A 23,606-nucleotide genomic window follows, 5' to 3' on the forward strand; every position below is an offset into this window, starting at 1 on the left:
GGTGTATTCATATCAGCATAAAATGCTGATATGAAACACAAAAGTAAGATTTTGAGTCAGATTTATCTAAAAAATACTCAATATTAAAACATATGAAAAAGGGCTTTCATTAACTCAACAGCCTTTGGTAATTATTTCGTTACAGTATAACGCTAATGCGTGTAATAAGTGGTGTTAAAAGAGAGAATTTATTAGCATACTTTCTGACATACGTTGGGTATATGACTCTAACAGTCTCAATGACCTTAACACCATCGTTAGCATCTAATTTGAATTTATCTAATTATGTAACTCAGATAGCTATGAGTCTATCATTTTTTATGTTTAGTGTTTCTGCGATTTTATTTGCGACTTTATCAGATGTTTTTACAGCAAAGAGAGTACTATTTTTTTCACAGAGCTTGTCTATATTTGGTTTAGTTTGTATAGGACTATCAGATAGTATCTATACTGTATATATTGGTTTTGTGAGTTTGGGGCTTGGTACGGGATGTTACTCATCTATCGCTAGAGCATTGATATCACGTAATGCTGACAATAATAGCCAAATGAAAAAAGCATATTCGGTTTTATCAGTAATGATAATAGTTGCACCTATAGTTAGTACATATTTAGCTTTATTATTGATTCCGATTTCTTGGCGAGCAGCTTATTTTTGTATGGCAACAATTGAAATGATATTATTTATTTTTTCAATAAAGATATTAACTGCCGATGCTCAAAGACAAATCGTAATTCCAGCATCTAAAATATTCTCTGGCTTTGCTCATGCACTATCTCAGCCTAGATATTTGTTAAATGTAATGATTGTAGCGATACTCTTTTCTTTTTATTTAGGTGTCTTGATGAGCTCATTTAAAGGTTTGTTAGTTGATGAATTAAATATGTCGATGGATGTCTTTACTGTAGTATTTTTGGTAACATCTTTACTATATATTCTTGGGATATTTAGTTATCGTATTAAGGCCGATAGTAGTCATAAGAAACGCTATAATTTAGGTGTTTTAGCTATTATATTTATCTTTATAGCTCTATATAGTTTTTTAGAAATATCATCATATAGTACTGTGACAACCTTGCATTTAATATGTTATTTTTTAGGCTTTTTTATACCAATGGCTACAGGTGCTGCTATGAGTAATATTACTAAAGGGCATGGTACAGCGGCAGCGATGATAACATTCTCAGTGGCACTGTGTATGTCAATATGGGGATTTCTAAAAGCACACTTTAATATGTCAAATTATCATTTTATACTATTGGCTTTGTGGATTAGTTTTAGTTTAGCACTATTGCTTAAGATTATTATAGTTTTCGTCTTGGATAGAAATCAAAAATAAAATCGTAAATTTTATTTCTGGCCCTGATTATTACTAGATTCAAGCTGAATTTCTTTTGTGGAAACAAATTTGATTCCCATATCTTTTCCAATTTTCAAAACTTCTGAGGTTAGGAACAACAAAATAAAAGCAATTTTCAAGAACCCATAAAATAATGAGTATTTTTAGTTTTTTGACATACTTATGTACTCAATAAAAGGTGTTCTTCCGGTGATTCCAAATTGACAGTATGATCATATAGGCAATTTATTTAGCTAGGTATTCTTTTTTAGAAAGAATATTGTAGGCCTGATGTTACAAAATTCTGAGAGTCTCCAGAGAATGAAATGGTATATGTATATGTTACTTTTAGACTAAGGTTGTCTATATACTTGATAGGGAACATTACACCCACTGGGAAGACTGCAAATCCTCCCCATGTATTATTTGTATCTAAATAGCTACTAGGGGCGTTACGCTGGTTGGCTATACCGTTAATATTAGTATGTCCTATTCCAAGTCCAGCGGCAGCATAGGCGGTTATATAGTTATTTATTTTGTAATAGTATTTTGCAGCCCCAGCAAAGTAGTTATTAACTTGGGTTGTATTATATTGGCTAACAAGAAAGTTTTGGTAAACAAACTCTACAGCATAAGATTCGCTAAATCTATATCCTAAGTTAGCAACTACAGTTCCACCACCTTTAGACATGTTAGTTTGTTGTCCCCAACCACCATTAATTGCTACATATATTGATGGTTTAAATGTTTTCTTAGTTATATCGTCAAGATCATTAATGTTATAGTAATTTGGAGGTAGTTGATAAAGGCCTCTAGTATCTTTTTCAAGCTTACTGGAGTCTGATTTAATATTAGTATCAAGTTCAGTATTTGCTAACGCTTGGTTTGCTATCAAAAAAAGAATTATACTAAATAAGAGGCTTTTTGTTTTCATACCTATCAATAAAGTTTTTAGGATATGAGTTACTCTGAATAATTAGCATCAAACTGAATTTTTTGTGATGGTGCCAACTTGATACCGATTTCTTCAGCCAAATCTAGTACGCTCATAATAAATTGTTCCCTCTGTTCTAGCTCTTCTCCCCAATCTGTAGATATAAAGAAAACATAGACTAATATTTTGATAGATGCTGGTTTTAAATCATTTACACGTATATAGTATCCCTCTTTTCTCATATGAGGGGTATTTAATACTAGTTCATTAATACCATCAACATAAGATCTAAGTTTAGAGGTAGGTGTTGATTCGTCAATTTCAAGAGTAGTCATATATCTTCTATATATTCTCTCACCCATATTATTAATTTGTGAAGTTACAAAAGCATAGTTCGGTATAATAAGAGCAGAGTCCTCGAAAGTTCTAATAGTTGTACTTCTTAGTCCTATTTTTTCAACTATTCCTTCTTTGTCTTTTATGATTACCCAGTCCCCAATTTTTATAGGCCTTTCCATAGCTAGGATTATTGAGCCAAAGAGATTTTCAATTGTATCTTTACCAGCTAATGCAATAGCAAGACCACCGATTCCAAGAGCTGTTAAGAAGTGAATCATATCAATCCCTAGCTCTTCGATTATGATTCCGGCAATTATTAATATAATAATAAGATTAATTACTTTATTAGCTATTACTATAGCAAACGCAAATCTTGCAGATCTATTTTGATCCTTAACTTTTTTGTAAGAAGAGATTATGAATGAGCATAGTACATTCATAATCTCTGTACATAAGAACATTATTACAATTCCATATACAATTTTAAAAATTATATCGAAATAGTTGGAAGCATTTGTGAATATGATTAATGAGTTAAAAAAGAAAAAATATGCAGCATACATTGATACTATTAGTGATGTCGCAATATTTAATTTCCTCATTGTTTTATAATCTTTATTTTCAAAAAGACTACGTGTGATTCTAAATATAGGCCTTAAAACTATAAATAATACTTTATAAATCACATAAAATATCATTAGTGAGATTATTGATATAATACTAATATACAGATTTGGTCCATACTCTTTTAGAAGGTTGGGAATATTTTCCCAGATAGAGTTACGTAGATTAGATCCAAAAGGAGCTCTTATATTGCTATCTAAATCATCTAAAAATATACTTACCCCATCTATCTGAGCATTTTTAGGGAAAATCCAGTTTTTAGTCTTGCTATCCTTATTTGTAATATTTTCTAAATATATACTTTTGCCTGAAATAGGTGAGGTGTAGACCATTACTAAATTACTACCTGGAAGAACTTCTCCAGGTATATTTCGTATAGTGATTTTAGCAGTTTTGAAGACTCTATCCATACTGAAAGCTATAAATGAAGCAAAATCTTTTCTAATATTCTCCTTAATCCAGCTGGTATCCATTATGTTTAAAGCATCTGCCATTTTGAACTTATATGCATCATTAGCTCCAAATATGAACTGCATGTATGATAATACTGGCATTGATATATTTCTTATATTATCTTCGCCTAGGCTCTTTTCTTTTTTGAAGTCGGCAAATTTCTTGAGTGTATTAGTGTCTGTGAAATTTTCTTTTGTAAAATACCAATTTCCATGACTATTTTTTGCTAAATAAAATGTTTGTTTGTCATTACCTTTACCTAGCGTTAAATCTAGTTTATTTCCTGTGGTATTAATAGGCACATCACTTATTTTAAAATCGGTTTTTAGTATGGCTACTAGCATGGTATCAATATCTATATCTTTTTCACTGCTAGTATAATCATTAACTTTGACAGGTTCAGGAGAGATAGTGTTTATCACATCATAATAGTAATTATGGTATCCCATCCATAGACTCAAAGCTTTGTATGTGAAATTAGTAAATAAATTTTGAGGTGTTTTATTATTGAATTTATCCATTTCACTCTTACTCAAGAACCCGAATGAACCATCTTCTAGAGCTTTATATTGAGTCTCTGATAAATATGTGGCATTAATCATTGGTTTAATATAGAGGTATGCGGATACTATGAACAATATTAGAAAAACTATTTTAAAAATTAATAGTGCTTTAGATAAATTCTTATTTTTATTCATATTTTATAAACTTTAAGATAAGTAACTAAGTGATTTTAGATTAATGAAAAAAGCTATGCAATTTATTTTTAGCCTTGTGTGTTGATAAGGGTAGAAGATATTAACTAAGTTATCATACGTAAAGAGATATGATTTTAAATATTATTTATAGTAATATTTGTAGCTAAGTTTATAAATGATAAGTAACTAAGATGTTTTCTCACCTTCGTATCCATACTGGATTTTCTGTTGTTGATAGTACTGTTCGTTTGGGTGATCTCTTTGCCAGAGCAAAAGATAAGAATATCCCTGCAGTAGCACTGACGGACGTATGTAATTTATTTGCTGCAGTTAAGTTTTATAAGCAAGCTTTGTCAAATGGGATTAAGCCTATCTTTGGTGTAGAGCTAAAGATTGATACTGAGTTTGGTGTTTGTGATCTGGTTTTATTGGCAGAGAATAATCAAGGCTATCAAAATATTGTTGATTTAGTTTCAAAAGCATATCAAGAAGCTGAGAGGTTCGGCTCAATTCCACTAATTCCCAAAAGTTGGTTGAAAGATACTAAATTAGATAATGTTATTTGTTTAAATGGTGGTCAATATGGCGAATTTGGACAAGCTGTATTGGCTAAAGATATTGAAAAAGCAGAGCAAGTAATAGCTGAAAATATCGCAATATTTGGTGCTGATAACTATATCGTAGAGATTCATAAGCTTGGATATGAAAATGAGGGCTTATATAACGAGAAAGCGCTTGAACTTGCAAGTAAGCATAATCTCATAGCAGTAGCGACAAATTTGACAGTGTTTATGGAGTCAGATGATTATGATATCCATGAAATCAGAGCTTGTATCAATGAAAAAACGACAATCCTTGATGAGTCGCGCAAATCTAAATTTACAAGAGAGCAATATCTAAAATCAGCTGATGAGATGTATCAAACCTTCTCAGAGCTACCAGTATTGTTAGAGAATACTTTAGCAATCGCAAAAAGATGTAATGTAACATTTGATTTAGGTAAACCATGTTTGCCAACGGTAGATATTCCAGATGGTTTGACAGAAAGAGAGTACTTTTCAAAGCTATGCTATCAAGGCTTAGATAAACGTTTAGCAAAAATTTTAGAAAATAGACCAGCTGATAAGCATGAGCATATTATAAAAGTTTACAAAGATAGACTACAACGCGAGATCGATATTATCTGCGATATGGACTTTCCTGGCTATTTCTTGATAGTTGAAGATTTCATTAGATGGTCAAAAGAGAATGATATACCAGTAGGTCCAGGGCGTGGTTCTGGTGCTGGCTCATTAGTAGCTTATTCATTGCTTATTACCGATATTGATCCTTTACCGTATGGTTTACTTTTTGAGAGATTTCTAAATCCTGAAAGGGTATCTATGCCTGATTTTGATATTGATTTCTGTATCCAAGGTAGAGATAGAGTTATCAAATATGTAGAGCAGAAATATGGTAAGCAAAGTGTTGGGCAAATTATCACCTATGGCACTATGGCTGCTAAAGGTGTGGTGCGAGATGTAGTGCGTGTGATGGGGCAGAGTTTTGGTTTTGGAGATAGGATTGCTAAGCTAATACCAGAAACACCAGGTACTACATTTAAAAAAATCTTGCATGAAGGTGAACCTCTATATGATGAAATGCAGGCAGATGAAGAAGTTGCTGAGATTATTGAAAAAGCTCAAAAATTAGAAGGTCTACCACGAAGCTTGGGTAAGCATGCTGCGGGTATTGTGATATCGCCAACGGTGATATCAGATTTTGCTCCTGTATATTGTGAAGATAAAGGTGGAGATATAGTTACCCAATTTGATAAGGGCGATGTGGAAGATGTTGGACTTGTTAAGTTTGACTTCTTGGGGCTAAAGAACTTAACAATTATCAAAAATGCTATTGCAAGCATCAATGCTAAAAGACCAGCTAATGAAACGCCTCTAGATATTTCTGATATTCCTCTTGATGATGAGAAAACTTTTAAACTTCTGCAGGCAGGTAAAACTATCGGTATATTCCAGCTAGAGTCACAAGGTATGCAACAGATTGTCAAAGATCTTGGCACATCAAATTTTGAGGAGATTATCGCCTTAGTAGCACTATATCGTCCTGGTCCGATGGAGAACATCCCAACATTTGTAGATCGCAAACATGGTAGAAAGCAAACCACTTACTTACATCCATTATTAGAAGAAGTGCTTAGAGAGACTTATGGCATCCCAGTTTATCAAGAGCAGGTAATGCAAATGGCGCAGAAGCTAGCTGGTTATACTTTAGGTGGAGCAGACTTGTTGCGTCGTGCGATGGGTAAGAAAAAGCCAGAAGAGATGGAGCAACAGCGTAAAATCTTCAAAGAAGGTGCCGCTAAATATCATAATATCGAAGCTGGACTTGCCGATGAGATATTTGACCAAATGGAAGCCTTTGCTGGTTATGGTTTCAACAAATCTCATGCTGCGGCTTACGCGTTGATTGCTTATCAAACTGCTTGGTTAAAAGCTCATTATCCTGATGAATATATGGCTGCTCTGATGTCAGGGGATATGGGCAATACAGATCAGTTGGTTAAATTTATTTTAGATGCTAAGAATATGGGTATCACAGTTTTAGCTCCAAATGTAAATAAGAGTGTCTATGATTGTATTGCAGCTTCAAAAGGAACGATTTTATTGGGTCTAGGTGCTATCAAAGGTCTTGGTGGTGAGGCTATCAAGAGTATACTTAATGAGCGTGAGGCAGGTGGTGAGTTTAGTTCTATTTTTGACTTAACTCGTAGAGTAGACTTGCGTAAGGTTAATAAAAAAGCACTCGAAGCCTTATGTTTTGCAGGAGCTATCAAAGATATATCTAAAAATAGAGCAACAGCTTTTAACTCTATCGAAAAAGCTATCAAAAACGCTGGTTATGTGAATGAAATGGCTGCTGCTGGGCAAAATGATTTATTTGGTTTTACAGAACAAGAGAGTGATACTGATACAGAGCTTGAAAGAGAATGTATTGTAGAGGAGTGGAATCTTAGAGAGCTTTTGATTAATGAGAAAAAAGCATTAGGAATGTATTTCTCAGGGCATATTATTGATGGTGAAAGTCATTGGCGTAATCATGTTAGCTTTAGTGATCTTGAGAAAATCCAAAAACCAAATATGGATGGTAATTCAGTCAGAATAATCGCAAGTATGATAACACCTCCAGCTAGACGAAAAACTAAGACTGGTAGAGTTCTGTATATTATTAATATTGATGATGAATTTGATAGAGCAGATTGTCTAGTTGGTGAAGATGTGTTTGCTGCAGTTAAGGATAATATCCAAGTTGATGATGTGGTTGTAGTAGAGGGTAAAGTTAGCTATGATAAACAACGAGAGTGCAATAAACTAAGTGTTGATAAGGTACAACCGATATCACAATATATTGATGAGAATTTTAGCAAAGTTGAGCTGAATCTTAGAAGTCAAAATGTAAACCCTACAAACCTAAAAAAAGTATTAGATAACCTCAAGAAAAATATAGCTACTACTGATATTCAAAGAGAAAATGTCTTAGAAATAAAAGTATCTCTAGATGATGTTGACGCTAAGTTTGAATATTTTCGAAAGCCATTCTCGGTGTATGAGTTTGTTAATGATATTAGTAGGTTAATAGCTGAGGGTACTACTGTTAGTTTGAGTGGGATTTAAAACATCTAAAGTCATTCTACGACTTGATCGTAGAATCTAAAGAAAGGTTTAGCAATGGCATTTGTGTATATTCTAGCGAGTAAATGTAATGGAACGTTACATGGGCGCGTAACACTTGGGCAAATAATATAAAAAATTACAGAGGTAAAAAATGCGATATGTAGTGATACTGATAATATTGATTATTCTAGCTTTACTTTTCCTGTAGAGGAGTAGATAGATGTCTAAATTTTTAAAGTATATCCTCATTATTGCAATACTGATAATTACAGTGTTATTTGTTATAAGTAAGAAAGATAATGAGATAGTTCCGACAGTTGTTAGCGTTCAAAAAATCGGTGAATTATCTACATTAAAAGTCACAGTCAGTGGTAATTCTTTATATGTCTCTGATAATGGTACATTAGTAGAAAATACTGCTAAATATAGCTACAAAGCATCTGCTAATTTATCAACGAATATTGATGAATCTGATATCAAAATTGATGCTAAAGATAAAACTATAACACTAAGAGTTAAACCACCCAAAGTAACATCCGTTACAATAGATTTTGATAAAACTAAGCAATTAAGTAGGCAAGCATATACATTTAAGGTACTACCTAGATTAGGCGTTATAAATACCGATCCTGATAATCATCTGGCAAATATCGCATATAAAGAAGTTCAAAAACTTACAGGTAATGAAGCTTCATCAAAAGAGCATATTGAAGAGGCGAAAAATAAGTTTGTTAGTTTGATGAATAAACAGTATCAACCACTAGGATGGAAAGTAGTAGTGGATTGGGTGGGGTAATATTTGAAACTCTTAAGGCAGAATTCCCTGGTTTTAAGTTAAAAATATCAACAATAGATTTACATTTAAAAAGTAATGATGCTAGTTATAAAGATTCTATTAGTCTTTGAAAGGGAAATTTCAAAACATTCTAGAAGATAAAAATCCTTAGAAAATAGTGTCTGTATTAAACCTGTCTCAAGGTCGAACTAAAAATTTTTAGCTTACTCAAAATTAATTTGGTTTGTGAAAATTAAATATTCAAATTACTTCTGTGTATTTAGTTTTTATATATAATTAGATTTTTAGTTTAATTTTTGAGGTTTCAGTTGTATAAGTTACTTACAAAACATAATTATTCTATACCAATTTGTAGTATTTTTTTGACTATAACATTAGGTAGTTGTGCTGCGCATATGGCTATGCCAATAGAGCTAGAAAATGACTCAACTAAAATATCTGTAGAAGGACGAGCTTTTTCTGACTTTAGTGGAGAGTTTAATTTTGGTAAATATCATGTTACTAACATTCATAGAGGATGGACTAAGCGTAGTGATGTAACTATATTAGGTTATGGCTCATCTAAAGTAGAGCAAAAATATAAATTTTCAATTGATGAGTCTGGCGATAATCTATGGATAGTAGAGTGTGTATCTGATGCAAGCTGGAATCATGCGACACTGGGTGAGTTTTTTGGAGGTAAAATAAGTCTAGAGTCGTCTTATGATCCGCAATTAGTTTGTAAGGTAATAGGGAACAATAATACTGAAGTGGCAGCAATTATTATGTCACAATCTTATGATTCTATTACGTTGCAAGGAGATGTAACAGATGGTAAAACAAATATTGATATCTCAGGCGTAGATAAATTCTCTACAAGCTCTTTGTCAATGGGGCAGGCAATGGGTTATGTATTCTCATTAAACGAGAATCCTATTGGAGCAGTAGAAGTTATAAATAGTGGTAATGTTTGGATTAGTGAATCGGCTAATCAAGAAGAGAAATCATTAATATCTGTTACGTCAGCAGCTATGCTATTATACCAAGATATAAAAAAGGGCTCATCTTAAAATAAGTACTTAAATAAAATAATAAATAGACACTTTCCTTTGTTCCAAGTTTGTCTCAAGATCAGACCAAGAGCTTTGAATATTGATGACTAAATAAAGATTTATCTTTTACCTTGCTAGAAGTTTTATAATAATTTCTAACACCTAAAATCGGCACAAAAACCTCAATATAGAAAGTTAATATTCCAGCTAATGACATTGCAATTAAAAACATATTTTGAGAAAGACTCATTAAAACTAGTGGTGGCAAATAAGTGCATATTAAGACCTTAATGTAAGCATTTTGTCCAAGAGCATCTTTTAGCGCATCGATTACACCTATTGAGATACAACAGAAAGAGCCTATCATAGATATTAATTGAAAAGCGCTTAACATATTACTAATAGTGTATGACTGAGTAAAAAAGCTAATACTATTATTAAAAGCTATAAGCTGATTTTCACTATTATAAATACTCATCATTCCATGACTACCTTCTGCTGGTATTGTAAAGAATATTGCCAAAAGCCATGCTATATAAATCAGTGCTATGACTGTCGTACTAAAGATAAGCAAGAAAACAAAAGATTTAAAAGAAATACGATTATCATAAAACTTTACTAAACTTGGGATAATAAAGTGATAACCAAAAGCATTAAATAATACAAATAAGAATGAAAATGCTCCTATTGATTGAATAGGGTAGTTATCAATGCTAAGAGTAATTTTGCTTGTAGAATAAAAAATTAGAAATATAGCTACAATAATAAGAGAGAGTTTAGCTACGACAAATACAACATTACTCTTAATTATAACTCTAGAGTTATAAGTTGTAATTCCACCTAGTATAAATACTAGAATTACACCAGATAATAAGTAACTTAAATTACTGTTTTGTGCAAAGTATAAGCTTACGGATGAACTGATGCCAGATATGTAAGTGGTCAGTGTTAAATATAGTATTAATAGATAACCTCCAAAAACAGTAACCTTAGCTCCTTTAAAGTTTAAGAATTTGGTAGATAGTGAGAAATATGTATTGTGCTTAACTGGGAGGTTATAAGATATTTTTAATATACATAATCCTGTAAATGTCATTATTAACCATACTAAACATATTGCCAATAAGCTTCCCACAAATCCTAAGTTAACAGCAGCTATAGGTAAACCTATGATGCCACCACCTATAGTCGAACCAATAATCAAAAATACACCTATAAACTGCTTCATATTTCATTATTTTGAATAATTATTCATATATGATAGTTTAAAAACATCTCTTTTGGAATATTTTTTTATCATGGAAGTGAGATTTTTATTATTTTCTTGAATAAAAATTCACAAATCAGTTAAGCTTATTAGATGCTACCTACCGTGATAATTTAGTCTTATAGACTATTGTAAATTTGTCCTAAAATGCAAAATACTCTCCAAATGGGTTGGTTCAAAGTTATTACTTTGATTGGATTTTTGTACTATACTTATTAGCAAGATTAAAAGTAGATTTTTATAATGAAGTATTATAAGCATATAGATGGTCTTAGAGCACTAGCAGTCTTAGCTGTAGTGTTATTCCATTTAAATATTAGTTGGATTAAGTCAGGCTTTCTTGGAGTTGACATATTTTTTGTTATTTCAGGGTTTCTAATAACTAGTATTATTATTCGTGATCTAGAAAATAAAACTTTTTCTATCAAGAACTTTTATCTAAGAAGAATGAGGCGTATTTTGCCTGCATTAATTGTGGTGCTTATATTTTCGACAATTTTTGCATGGTTAATTTTATTACCTCAAGATTTAAGAGATTATTCTAAGTCGTTAGTTAGTGCTTTAGGATCATTTTCAAATTTATATTTCTTTCATTCACTAAGTTTTGGCTACTTTAGTACCGACTCAGAATTGATACCTCTATTGCATACTTGGTCTCTAGGGATTGAAGAGCAGTTTTATATTTTTTGGCCATTGTTTTTGATAGCCGCTTTTAGTATTCCTGTTAAGCTAAAAAACCAAGTTGAGATGTCTATACATCATAAACTATTGTATGGTTGTATAATTTTGACCATTTTGTCATTGGTTTCTTTGATATTTTTAAATGGCTCAGAGTATTACTACTTTCCGGTTACAAGAGCCTTTGAGTTATTGTTTGGCTGCTTTTTGGCGATATATTCAGTTAACAAAGAAATTACTCTAAGCAAGTTGACAGCAAATGTCTTAGGATTAATATCTGTTGTATTGATGCTAGTACCTATACTCTTTGTAAAAGTATTTTATCCAGGCTTGGGTATGATAGAGGCTTGTCTTGGTGCTGCTTTATTTATATATGTGGGCTTAAATAATAATATCTCTTTCATACATAGAGTTTTCTCACTTAAACCATTGGTTGCAATTGGCTTAATATCATATTCATTATATTTATGGCATTGGCCGATAATTGCTTATGTCAATTACCTGAGTATTGATAGTACTTACTTTATCAAGGCTATTATTCTTATTGCTAGTTTTTGCTTAGCTACACTGACTTATTTCTTAGTAGAGAAACCTTTTAGATATAAGTTTAAGATGCCATTTTCTAAAACATTAATTGTATTATGGATAATCCCAGTATTACTAGCATCTTCATTTGCCTTATGTACTAAATATATCAAAAACTTTGCTGTTAATATTCCACCGCCGATTGTAGATCTTCGTAAATTAAATGGTATTTATGGTTTTGAGAGAGTTGATGAGAATAAATGTTTTTTACAAAACTCATCTCCAGAGTTTACATCAAAAATGCTGCCTCCGGAAAGTAAATGTTTAATAGGTGATGCTTCACAAGATAAAGATACAAATATACTATTTATTGGTGATTCTCACGCTCGTGCAGAGTTTCCAATGTTGGGGGTATGGTTATCAAATATTCATAAAAGTGCCTACTTAGTATCTCAAAGAAGTACTCCTTTTATAGAAAATCTTCCTAATACAGAATTAGGAGTATCAATGATTGATAGAAACAATGCGTTGAAAGACTTAATAAGAAAGCAGTCTTTTAAATATGTTGTTTTGGGTGGTGATTGGTCTGAGAAAAGTAATCAACCTTACATCTCAGGCATTGAAGAATCTATAAAATTGATAATAAAAAATCATGCCGTTCCAGTAGTAATACTGGATACACCAAAACTACCAAAAGGTTTTAATAACTATTGTATTGTTTCAACAGCTAAGTTTATTTTATTGTTTGATCCTCATCATTGTGAATTACCTTTGGAGTATGTGCAAAAGCAACAAGAAAAGTTTATTAAACTGATTTATAAGCTTAAAGCCAAGTATCCTGAAATGGTGTTGATAAATCCTAAAAAGGTCTTATGTAATGATAGTTATTGTAAGACCTCTCTAAATGGTATACCTGTATATTTAGATGGTCACCACCTAAATTACTTAGGTTCTCAAGAGATAGCTAAAGAGTATCTTAAAAAGTATGGTAATCCTTTAGCGCCTATAATTAAGTAAAGTTAGGAAATGTAGTTTTTAGTATGAAATCACAATTTATACAATACAATGACTCAAATAATGAGGTGCTATATCAAAGGTGCAAACCTGTAAATGATATTCAAAGTTCTGAAATACATAATATCATAGCTGAAATGTATGAAAAAATGCAAGGCAATGGTATAGGACTTGCAGCTAATCAAATTGGCTATCCTTATCAAATATTTATGATAGAGTTTGATAGTTCTAATGCAAGATATCCATTAAGTTTTGATAGTGTACCTTTTCAAGTTTTTATAAATCCTAAAATTACAAAAGTGTCTGAGGAACGAGTTAGTTTTTGGCATGGTTGTTTAAGTGCTTTAGGAGAAAAAAGAGGTAAGCTAGCAACATATAAAGAGATTGAGTATGAAGCATATAACCAGCATAGTAAGAAAATTATAGGTAAGTTAGATTCCATAGCTGCAGTAATATTTCAACATGAGTTCAATCATCTGCTTGGTTCTGTGTATGTTGATTTTGATACTGAATATATGGATAACGAAGAGCTTCAATCAAGATTTGCTAGCGGAGAAATCAACGCTTATGAAGACTGTGGTGATGAAATACCATTGATCATAGATGATTATGTTATCGGTAACGATATTTAGGAAGTGCCTGTTTTTTAACAAAACTCTTAAATATAGAGTTGACATAATAATTAATGAGAGTATTATATCACGCATTGACGATAATAGCAGTCTGGAACCACCTGATCCCATTCCGAACTCAGAAGTGAAACGGTCTTACGCCAATGATAGTCTGGCAATGCCCAGGTGAAAGTAGGTAATCGTCAAATATTTTTCAACTTTTTATCTTTTTTTCAAAATATTTTAAGTTTTTTCCGAAGGAAGTTTAAATATAGCTGGCCGAAGTTAGTTTTCAAGTTAGTTATGTATAGACTCGTTATATAGCTTTATGTGTCCAGTTGTGTGGGGGCGGATCAACATAAACCTTCTAAATTAAAACCTAACTAAGCCAGCCATATTTAGAACAACAAATTAGATATTATTGATGCTGTTACTATGTAAGCTATAGTTAGTCCACCTAAATATATTGGTAAAGCACAAAACTGAGGTTTTAAATTTCTTCTCATATTTATCCACTTACATGTCTTTTTGTCAATGAGGCATATAATATAGCAATATAAATATTTCAACAATTAGTAAAAATTAACAAGGCTAATCAAATTTTGATAATTAGATATTTTTTTGATAAATTCAGCTAAGTTTATTTGAAATGTTTTTAGCCCCTTAATATGTTATTATACATGGTAATTTTATATGTAAAATAAAGCTTAAATGTTTAGAAGTCTTCCTCTTTTTATAGGATTAAGATATATCCGTGCTAAGAAGCGTAATCGGTTTATATCTATTATTTCTGCTATATCTTTTTTGGGTATATCTTTGGGAGTTGCTGTCTTGATTACGGTAATGTCTGTAATGAATGGTTTTGATCAGCAAATCAAAAATAGAATTTTGATGATGGTACCACCTTTGAAAGTATATCAGATGGGTGGGCAAGTTACTGATTGGCCAAAATTAGCAAAAGATGTTGAGAAAAGTGCGCCAAGTGTTACAGCAGCAGCTCCTATCGTGGAGTCTCAAGGATTGTTAAGTGCAAATAATGGTGGTAGTACAACTGCTTTTGTACAGATACAAGGTATAGAACCAAAATATCAAACTAAGGTGTTACCAATTGGTGATCATATCATAGAAGGTAAGTTATCATCACTAGATGATAATGAGGGGTATAATATCGTTTTAGGTAGTGCTTTAGCAAATAGCTTAGGTGTTACCGTAGGAGATAAAGTTACTTTAATAGTCCCTAAAGTAAGCTTAACACCTGCAGGGATGATTCCTAGAATCAAGCAATTTAAAGTATCTGGTATATTCTCAGTAAGCTATCAATACGATGCTTATTATGCGATGATTAATATCAAAAATGCTCAAAAAGTATTTGAGACTGGTAATTCAGTATCATCTCTTCAATTAGGCCTAAAAAATATCTACGATGCACCTCTCGTGAAAAATAAACTTAATGATGGCGCTATACCTCCGTATTATTTCACTCGTGATTGGACTGATGAAAATAAATCTTTCTTTGATGCTTTAAAAATGGAAAAGACAATGATGTTCTTTATCCTGTTGCTAATAATTACGGTTGCTGTATTTAATTTATTATCATCTTTAGTGATGGTTGTGACTGATAAGCGAAGTGATATAGCTATTCTTAGAACAATGGGTATGTCATCAAGACAAATTATAACTGTGTTTATCTACCAAGGATTTATAATTGGTTTAATTGGTACAGTTATAGGAGTTCTATTGGGGATTTTACTGTCGACTTATGCTACAGAGATTGTTAATTTCATCCAGCATGTTACAGGGAGACAATTCTTGAGTGCTAGTGTGTATCTGATTAATTATATCCCATCGGAGCTTATGTGGTCGGATGTATTTAAGGTTACTTTAGTTTCTATGTTTTTAAGTTTCTTAGCTACACTTTATCCGGCTTGGAGTGCTTCTAAGGTTCAACCAGTGGAGGCGCTTAGATATGAGTAATATAGTTTTAAGTTGTAAGAATGTCTCAAAAAGTTACACAGAATTTAAGACAGATATAGCTATACTCAAAAGTGTAAACCTTGAAATTAATAAAGGTGAAAAAGTCGCGATTTTAGGTTTATCAGGCTCTGGTAAAACAACACTACTAAATATACTTGGTGGATTAGATAGGTGTAGCTCAGGAGAGGTAACTCTTGTAGGAGAGCGATTTGATAATCAGTCTGTCAACAAGCGTGCAAAAATGCGCAACAAGCATTTGGGCTTTATCTATCAGTTACATCATTTATTGCCAGAGTTTACAGCTATTGAAAATGTAATGATTCCATTAGCTATTACCAAAAAATATACAAAAAAAGAGTCAATAAAGCTTGCTAATGAAATTCTAACAAAAGTTGGTTTAGAGCATAGGGCACATCACAAGCCTGCCGAGCTTTCTGGTGGTGAGCGCCAAAGAGTTGCTATTGCGAGAGCTTTAGTTACCAATCCTAACTGTATCTTAGCAGATGAACCTACAGGAAACTTAGATAGCCAAAGATCTGAAAGTATATTTGCTTTGATGCAGCAGCTTAGTGATGATTTTGGAACTAGCTTTGTAATTGTTACGCATGATGAGAGACTAGCTAGTCGTATGAATAAAATCTATAGATTAGTAGATGGTGAATTAGAATTAGTTGAACATACTAACTAATTTATTATTTACTGATTTTCATTAGCAAAAAATATTTTTATCTGACTCACTTTTAGTATACTGCATAAGTATATAGTCTATAAGTGGTAAAGCTAATGAAGACAATTGTATTTGTATATAAAGACTCTTTAAAATCCTATAAAGAAAAATTTTTACTAAAGATTGAAAAAGATCTACAAAGTTATGAATATCATACTTTAACAGTAGATGATTTATCTGAGGTTGTAGAGATTCTCGAAGATAATTCAAGAATATGTTGTATCGTTCTTGATAGAACTAGTTTTAGTATTGAAGCGTTTCATAATATTGCCCATCTTAATACTAAGTTACCAGTATTTGTGGTTTCTGATTATAGCCAAAGTATCAAACTCAATCTACGTGATTTTAATTTAAATATTAACTTTTTACAGTATGATGCTTTAGCTGGCGAGGATTCGGATTTTATTCATAGAACTATTACAAACTACTTCAATGATATTTTGCCACCTTTAACTTATGAGCTGTTTAAATATTCCAAATCTTTTAACTCATCTTTCTGTACACCAGGACATCAAGGAGGTTATGGCTTTCAGCGTTCGGCAGTGGGTGCTTTATTCTATGACTTTTATGGCGAGAATATTTTTAAGACTGACTTATCTATTTCAATGAAAGAGCTAGGAAGTTTATTAGATCATTCGGAAGCTCACAAAGATGCAGAAGAGTATATTGCAAAAGTTTTCCAAGCTGATAGATCGTTGATTGTTACCAATGGGACATCAACAGCTAATAAGATAGTTGGTATGTATAGTGTTGCTGATGGCGATACAATTCTTGTAGATAGAAATTGCCATAAATCAGTTACACACCTAATGATGATGGTAGATGTTAATCCAATATATCTAAAACCAACAAGAAATGCTTATGGCATAATTGGAGGTATACCTAAAAAAGAATTTCAGCGCCAAACTATCCAAGAAAAAATTGATAATAGTAGCATTGCAGATAAATGGCCTGAATATGCTGTTGTCACAAATTCAACTTATGATGGTATTCTCTATAATACAGATACTATTCATCATGAACTAGATGTTAAAAAATTACATTTTGATAGTGCTTGGATACCTTATGCGATATTTCATCCAATCTATAAACATAAGTCTGCAATGCAGATTGAACCAAAGCCAGAGCATATAATTTTTGAGACACAATCTACTCACAAACTTCTAGCAGCTTTCAGCCAATCATCAATGTTGCACATAAAAGGTGATTATAACGATGAAGTTTTGAATGAAGCATATATGATGCATACTTCAACATCTCCTTTTTATCCAATAGTTGCTAGTGTTGAGACAGCAGCAGCAATGATGGAGGGCGAGCAGGGCTATAATCTTATTGACAAAACTATCAATCTAGCGATAGATTTTAGACGAGAGCTAGTTAAGCTTAGATCAGAAGCTGGTGATTGGTTCTTTGATGTTTGGCAACCTGATAATATTGCTAATAAAGAGGCTTGGCTACTAAGAAATGCTGATAAATGGCATGGATTTAAAAATATAGATGGTGATTTTTTATCACTAGATCCTATTAAGATAACAATCTTAACTCCAGGCATAAAAGATAACAATGTTGAGGACTGGGGCGTGCCAGCAGATATAGTAGCTAAATTTTTAGATGAGCATGATATTGTAGTTGAGAAATCTGGGCCTTATTCATTGTTATTTATCTTTAGTTTAGGCACTACAAAGGCAAAATCAGTAAGGCTAATATCGGTACTTAATAAATTCAAACAAATGTATGATGAAAATACATTAGTTGAGAAAATGCTACCAACATTATATGCTGAAGACCCTAAGTTCTATGAAGATATGAGAGTTCAAGAAGTTAGTGAAAGGTTGCATCAGTATATGAAAGAGGCTAATCTTCCTAATCTTATGTATCATGCTTTTAATGTGCTACCAGAGCAGCGACTTAATCCTCATAGGGCATTTCAGAAGTTGCTAAAAGGTAAGGTCAAAAAAGTTCCTCTAGCAGAGCTATATGGACAGACTTCAGCTGTGATGATATTACCATATCCACCAGGTATACCAGTGATATTCCCTGGAGAAAAAGTAACAGAAGATTCTAAGGTAATATTAGACTTCTTATTGATGCTAGAAAAGATAGGATCAATGCTGCCAGGATTCGATACAGATATACATGGTCCAGAGAGAGCAAAAGATGGTAAATTATATATCAAAGTGATTGAAGAATAATATTAGATTTTTTTGAAATAAAACGCTTATATTCAGCTAAAAAAAAATGTATAGTGTTGCTTATCGAGTCTAATTTTAGGTGGAAAAATGCTTAAAACTCCTCTTTATGAATCGCACATAGCAGCAAATGCTAAAATGGTAGACTTCTCTGGATGGTCAATGCCAATTAATTATGGTTCACAAATTCAAGAGCACAATAATGTTAGAGAAAACTGTGGTGTATTTGATGTATCACATATGCTAGCAGTTGATATCCAAGGTAAAGATGCTGAAAAGTTTTTACGTCATATCTTAGCTAATGATGTTGCTAAACTAGAAGCGGGTAGAGCGCAGTATGGCTGTATGTTAAATCATGATGCAGGTATTGTTGACGATCTTATTACTTATAAAATTGATTCTGAAAATTTCAGAATTGTTGTCAATGCTGGTAATAGAGAGTCGGATGTGGCATGGCTTAAAGAAAACTCTCAGGACTTAGATGTTGCTATAACTCCACAACAAAGTTTAGCTATCGTTGCTGTACAAGGTCCAAAAGCAGTAGAGGTTGTCAAGCATACTGTGACTACTGAGATTGCAGAAGAAATAGCTAAATTGAAGCCTTTTACATTTAAGTTTTTTAGTAACTGGATGTTCGCTCGAACTGGTTATACTGGTGAAGATGGTTTTGAAATAATGCTGCCAGCAGATCAAGTAGCAGATTTTTGGGATAATTTATTAGAAAATGGTGCCGAACCAGTAGGTTTAGGTGCTCGAGATACTTTACGCTTAGAAGCAGGGATGCACTTATATGGGTCAGATATGAATACAACCACAACTCCTTTAGAGAGAGGGCTTGGTTGGAGTGTTGATCTCTCTGATGAGAGTAGAGATTTCATTGGTAAAAAAGCATATCTTGCGAAAAAATCACAGGGTATAGCTACCAAATGGACAGGGGTTGTTTTGAAGTCAAAAGGCGTGCTTAGAGCAGGTCAGGAGATTGATTTTGATAATGGTGAGAAAGGTTATATAACAAGTGGTAGCTTTTCACCTACTCTTAAAGTTGCAGTAGCATTAGCTTATGTACCTAAAGAGGGCGCTAATCCAGTCGTAAATATACGTGGTAAACAATTAGAAGTAGAATTAGTTAAGGCAAAGTTTGTCAAAAATGGACAATCTTTGATTTAAAATAAATATTTTCACAACAATAATTAATCGTAGTCAATACGGAGGTATAAAATGTCGAATATTCCTAATGAATTAAAATATACAAAATCTCATGAGTGGGTTAAAGTAGATGGTGAGGAAGTTACAGTAGGTGTTACCGAACATGCTCAATCTTTATTAGGTGATTTAGTATATGTTGAGCTACCAGAGGTTGGAGAAGAATTCTCAGCTGGAGATGATACTTGTGTTGTTGAATCTGTGAAAGCAGCTTCTGATGTGTATGCTCCTCTTGATGGCGAGGTTATTGATGTGAATGAATCATTAAGTGACGATCCTTCTCAAGTAAACCATGCACCATATAGAGATGGATGGTTATTTAAACTCAGAATTTCTGATGAATCTCAACTGGCAAATCTATTGTCTGCTGATGCTTATGCAAAAACTTTAGAAGACTAATTAGTATAAACCTTTAGAATTTCTATTTAGTCTTTATAAAATTCTATATACAAAGACATGGAGGAAATATGTCTTTTATTCCACATAAACCAGAACAAATCAAAAAAATGCTTGATACTATTGGAGCTAACTCCGTAGATCAACTCTTTGATGAAATTCCAGCTCAGTTAAGAGCCGATACTCTACAAATTCCTGATGGAATCAATGAGATGGAGCTAGCTACGGTAGCTAGAAAAAGAGCAAATAAGAATCATCATAATGCAAATTTTATAGGTGCTGGTGCTTATAGTCATTATATACCTGCTGCTATATGGGATATAGTAGCTCGAGGAGAGTTCTATACAGCATATACTCCATATCAAGCAGAAGCTTCTCAAGGTGGCTTACAAGTTATATACGAGTTCCAAACTATGATGGCTGGCTTAACAGGCATGGATGCTTCAAATGCTTCGATGTATGATGGGGCAACTGCTTTGGCAGAGTCAGTACTAATGGCGATTCGTTCAAATAAAAAAGCCAAGTCACAAAAAGTCTTAATAGCAGAAGCTCTACATCCAACTTATTTAAATGTACTTGAAACTATTACAAAGCATCAAGGTATCGAAGTTGATGTTGTAAATTTGGATTCTAAAACTGGTAAGACTGATGTTGATAGATTAGATAGTTTTGCCGATACTCAATATGCTGCTGTAGTTATCCAGAGTCCTAACTTCTTAGGGCAGCTTGCAGATGTTGATGCTTTGACTAACTGGGCACATAAGCACGGTGCTTTGGCAATTGCCGTGACTAATCCTATGTCACTTGCGCTATTAAAATCACCTGCGGAATGGGGTGACAATGGTGCTGATATAGTATGTGGTGAGGGTCAACCTATGGGTGTACCTTTAGCTTCAGGCGGACCATATTTTGGTTTTATGACTTGTAAGATGCCTCATATTCGCCAAATGCCTGGTCGTATTGTAGGTAGAACAGTAGATTTAGATGGTAACGAAGGTTTTTGTTTGACGTTACAAGCTAGAGAGCAACACATACGTCGTGCTAAAGCTACTTCAAATATTTGTACTAATCAGGGCTTAATGGTAACAGCTGCAACTATTTACATGAGTCTATTAGGTGCCGAAGGTTTAGGAAGAGTAGCAAGTGTATCTCATGAAAATACTACTAAGCTAGCAAATGAATTATCTAAACTAGATGGAGTAAATGCTAGGTTTAATGATTTATTCTTTAATGAAGCAGTGATCGATTTACCTGTAAATGCGCAAGATTTTGTAACTGAGATGGAAAAAGAAGGTATAGATGCTGGTTATTTCTTAGGTGAGTATCATACTGATTTAGCTAACTCTATTATGGTTTGTGCTACAGAGATTCATTCATCTGAAGATATCAAAGAGTACATAGAAGCTACCAAGAAAGTTTTAGCTAGGATAGGAGGTTAATTTAAATGGTTATTTTTGAAAAAACTAGAGGTAAAAACTCGCCATCTGTAATGCCTAGCAAAAAAGGAGATGTTTCAAATATCCCTGCAAATATGCTTCGTTCTAAAAAACTAATACTCCCAGAGCAAGCTGAGCTTGATGTTGTCAGGCACTATACACAACTATCACGCAAGAACTTTTGTATAGATACGAACTTCTATCCGTTAGGTTCTTGTACTATGAAATACAATCCGCGAGCGGCGCATAAGTATGCTTCATTAGCAGGATTTTTAGAAAGGCATCCTTATGCAAGTGTCCAGAGTGTTCAAGGGACTCTTGAGTGCTTGTATGATTTACAAGACTTAATCAAAGAGCTAACTGGTATGACAGGTGTATCATTAGCTCCTATGGCAGGTGCGCAAGGTGAATTTGCTGGTGTTTCTATGATTAAAGCATATCATCACAAGCGAGGGGATTTTGAACGTAATGAGATTATTGTACCTGATGCTGCTCATGGTACTAATCCAGCTACTGCAAAAGTTTGTGGTCTGAAGGTTATCGAGATTCCAACTAAAAAATGTGGTGATATTGATATTGAAGCCCTTGATAAAGTACTTGGGCCTAAGACTGCTGGTATTATGTTGACTAATCCATCTACAGTTGGTGTGTTTGAGAGAAGTATTGCTGTGATCGCCAAGAAAGTTCATGAAGCTGGTGGCTTACTGTACTATGATGGTGCGAACTTAAACGCAATCATGGGTAAAGCTCGTCCTGGTGATATGGGATTTGATGTTTTACACATGAATCTTCATAAGACTTTTGCTACTCCTCATGGTGGTGGTGGTCCAGGTGCTGGTCCTGTAGCTGTTAATGATAAGCTGAAAGAGTTTTTACCTGTACCGATGGTTGGTAAAAAAGCTGATAAATTTGTATGGCTAGAAGAAAAAGATGTACTAAATACTATCGGTAGATTATCAGCATTTAATGGTAATATTGGTGTGTTAATTAGAGCTTATATTTATGGGGTAATGCTTGGTGGTAATGGTCTAACAGAAGCATCTGAAATAGCTACTCTAAATGCTAACTATATGATGGCTCGCTTAAAACAAGAAGGCTTCACGATAGCATATCCTGAGAGAAGAGTCTCTCATGAGTTCATTGTAACTTTGAAGCCTGAGTTCCAAAATTATGGTGTAACAGCTACTGATTTTGCTAAGTGCTTGATAGATAGAGGGGTGCATGCTCCAACTATGTATTTCCCACTATTAGTACCGGAATGTCTACTGATAGAACCTACTGAAACTGAAAATGTTGATAGTATGGAGAAATTTATCCAAGCAATGGTAGAAATCAGAAATATTGCTAAGAAAGATCCTCAGTATCTAAAAGGCGCTCCTTATAATCTACCAGCGCGTCGTCTTGATGATGTCAAAGCAGCTAAAGAGCTTGATATTGTTTGGCAGCCTAAATAATAACCATCAAAAATTATTCCCACCATCATGTTTGATACGGGGATATATATAGTTAATTCGAAAGAAAAATGTCATTCTACGACTTGATCGTAGAATCCAAATTTAAAGCTCATAATAATTGGATCCTATGGTCAAGCCATAGGATTGTAAGTTAAATCCCTAGTATAATTTTACCTAAGGAGTCAAATTAAAGTGAAAAGCTTTAGTTATAAGCTAAGCGACCGTCGTAGGATAGATTTACACAAT

The 23,606-nt window shown here is 33.1% G+C and carries 16 protein-coding genes and 1 rRNA gene; 14 read left to right on the forward strand and 3 right to left on the reverse strand.

Annotated elements, in window-relative coordinates:
- Positions 1-155 precede the first annotated feature (155 nt).
- Positions 156-1,340: an MFS transporter gene (locus F3D57_RS08960; protein WP_150465992.1), complete on the forward strand. Its 1,185-nt coding sequence runs from the start codon at positions 156-158 to the stop codon at positions 1,338-1,340.
- Positions 1,341-1,608: 268 nt separating this feature from the next.
- Here the strand turns inward: F3D57_RS08960 and F3D57_RS08965 are convergent, their stop codons facing one another.
- Both F3D57_RS08965 and F3D57_RS08970 read right to left on the reverse strand, forming a co-directional pair.
- Positions 1,609-2,274 carry an outer membrane protein gene (locus tag F3D57_RS08965; protein ID WP_013923599.1) on the reverse strand — a complete coding sequence of 222 codons (666 nt, stop codon included), beginning with the start codon at positions 2,272-2,274 and terminating at the stop codon, positions 1,609-1,611.
- Between the two features lie 29 nt (positions 2,275-2,303).
- Positions 2,304-4,292 (reverse strand): mechanosensitive ion channel family protein, encoded by a 1,989-nt coding sequence (locus F3D57_RS08970; RefSeq protein WP_224728173.1) that lies wholly within the window; start codon positions 4,290-4,292, stop codon positions 2,304-2,306.
- A gap of 287 nt (positions 4,293-4,579) precedes the next feature.
- Here F3D57_RS08970 and dnaE point away from each other — a divergent pair, with 287 nt between their 5' ends.
- The 3 genes from dnaE to F3D57_RS08985 all read left to right on the forward strand — a co-directional run bounded on the left by dnaE (position 4,580) and on the right by F3D57_RS08985 (position 9,904).
- Positions 4,580-8,059 (forward strand): DNA polymerase III subunit alpha, encoded by a 3,480-nt coding sequence (dnaE, locus tag F3D57_RS08975; protein WP_150465994.1) that lies wholly within the window; start codon positions 4,580-4,582, stop codon positions 8,057-8,059.
- Positions 8,060-8,279: 220 nt separating this feature from the next.
- Positions 8,280-8,855, forward strand: coding sequence for a DUF4230 domain-containing protein (locus F3D57_RS08980; protein WP_150465995.1), 576 nt, complete (start codon positions 8,280-8,282; stop codon positions 8,853-8,855).
- 308 nt (positions 8,856-9,163) lie between these two features.
- Entirely contained in the window at positions 9,164-9,904 is a 741-nt protein-coding gene (locus tag F3D57_RS08985; protein WP_191092382.1) for a hypothetical protein, read from the forward strand.
- 61 nt (positions 9,905-9,965) lie between these two features.
- Here the strand turns inward: F3D57_RS08985 and F3D57_RS08990 are convergent, their stop codons facing one another.
- Positions 9,966-11,114: an aromatic amino acid transport family protein gene (locus F3D57_RS08990; protein WP_150465997.1), complete on the reverse strand. Its 1,149-nt coding sequence runs from the start codon at positions 11,112-11,114 to the stop codon at positions 9,966-9,968.
- 282 nt (positions 11,115-11,396) lie between these two features.
- Here F3D57_RS08990 and F3D57_RS08995 point away from each other — a divergent pair, with 282 nt between their 5' ends.
- The 10 genes from F3D57_RS08995 to gcvPB all read left to right on the forward strand — a co-directional run bounded on the left by F3D57_RS08995 (position 11,397) and on the right by gcvPB (position 23,360).
- Complete coding sequence (locus F3D57_RS08995; RefSeq protein WP_150465998.1) at positions 11,397-13,373, forward strand: acyltransferase family protein; 1,977 nt, start codon at positions 11,397-11,399, stop codon at positions 13,371-13,373.
- 23 nt (positions 13,374-13,396) lie between these two features.
- Positions 13,397-14,002: a peptide deformylase gene (locus F3D57_RS09000; protein ID WP_150465999.1), complete on the forward strand. Its 606-nt coding sequence runs from the start codon at positions 13,397-13,399 to the stop codon at positions 14,000-14,002.
- 73 nt (positions 14,003-14,075) lie between these two features.
- Positions 14,076-14,190: ribosomal RNA gene (gene rrf / locus F3D57_RS09005) — 5S ribosomal RNA — on the forward strand.
- A gap of 502 nt (positions 14,191-14,692) precedes the next feature.
- Positions 14,693-15,955: a lipoprotein-releasing ABC transporter permease subunit gene (locus F3D57_RS09010; RefSeq protein ID WP_150466000.1), complete on the forward strand. Its 1,263-nt coding sequence runs from the start codon at positions 14,693-14,695 to the stop codon at positions 15,953-15,955.
- Positions 15,948-16,643: an ABC transporter ATP-binding protein gene (locus F3D57_RS09015; protein WP_150466001.1), complete on the forward strand. Its 696-nt coding sequence runs from the start codon at positions 15,948-15,950 to the stop codon at positions 16,641-16,643. The genes F3D57_RS09010 and F3D57_RS09015 overlap by 8 nt, the downstream gene beginning before the upstream one ends.
- A gap of 95 nt (positions 16,644-16,738) precedes the next feature.
- Complete coding sequence (locus F3D57_RS09020; RefSeq protein ID WP_150466002.1) at positions 16,739-18,874, forward strand: lysine decarboxylase LdcC; 2,136 nt, start codon at positions 16,739-16,741, stop codon at positions 18,872-18,874.
- An 87-nt stretch (positions 18,875-18,961) separates the two neighbouring features.
- The gene (gcvT, locus tag F3D57_RS09025) at positions 18,962-20,038 is read left to right on the forward strand and encodes a glycine cleavage system aminomethyltransferase GcvT (RefSeq protein WP_150466003.1); all 1,077 of its coding nucleotides are present in this window, start codon (positions 18,962-18,964) and stop codon (positions 20,036-20,038) included.
- Positions 20,039-20,089: 51 nt separating this feature from the next.
- A complete protein-coding gene (gcvH, locus tag F3D57_RS09030) occupies positions 20,090-20,473 on the forward strand; it encodes a glycine cleavage system protein GcvH (RefSeq protein WP_013923583.1) in 384 nt (127 codons plus the stop codon).
- A gap of 68 nt (positions 20,474-20,541) precedes the next feature.
- Complete coding sequence (gene gcvPA, locus F3D57_RS09035) at positions 20,542-21,909, forward strand: aminomethyl-transferring glycine dehydrogenase subunit GcvPA (RefSeq protein WP_150466004.1); 1,368 nt, start codon at positions 20,542-20,544, stop codon at positions 21,907-21,909.
- A 5-nt stretch (positions 21,910-21,914) separates the two neighbouring features.
- The gene (gcvPB, locus tag F3D57_RS09040; RefSeq protein WP_150466005.1) at positions 21,915-23,360 is read left to right on the forward strand and encodes an aminomethyl-transferring glycine dehydrogenase subunit GcvPB; all 1,446 of its coding nucleotides are present in this window, start codon (positions 21,915-21,917) and stop codon (positions 23,358-23,360) included.
- Positions 23,361-23,606: the final 246 nt, after the last annotated feature.

The organism is Francisella sp. SYW-2 (genome assembly GCF_008711475.1).
Classification (GTDB): Bacteria; Pseudomonadota; Gammaproteobacteria; order Francisellales; family Francisellaceae; genus Francisella; species Francisella salimarina.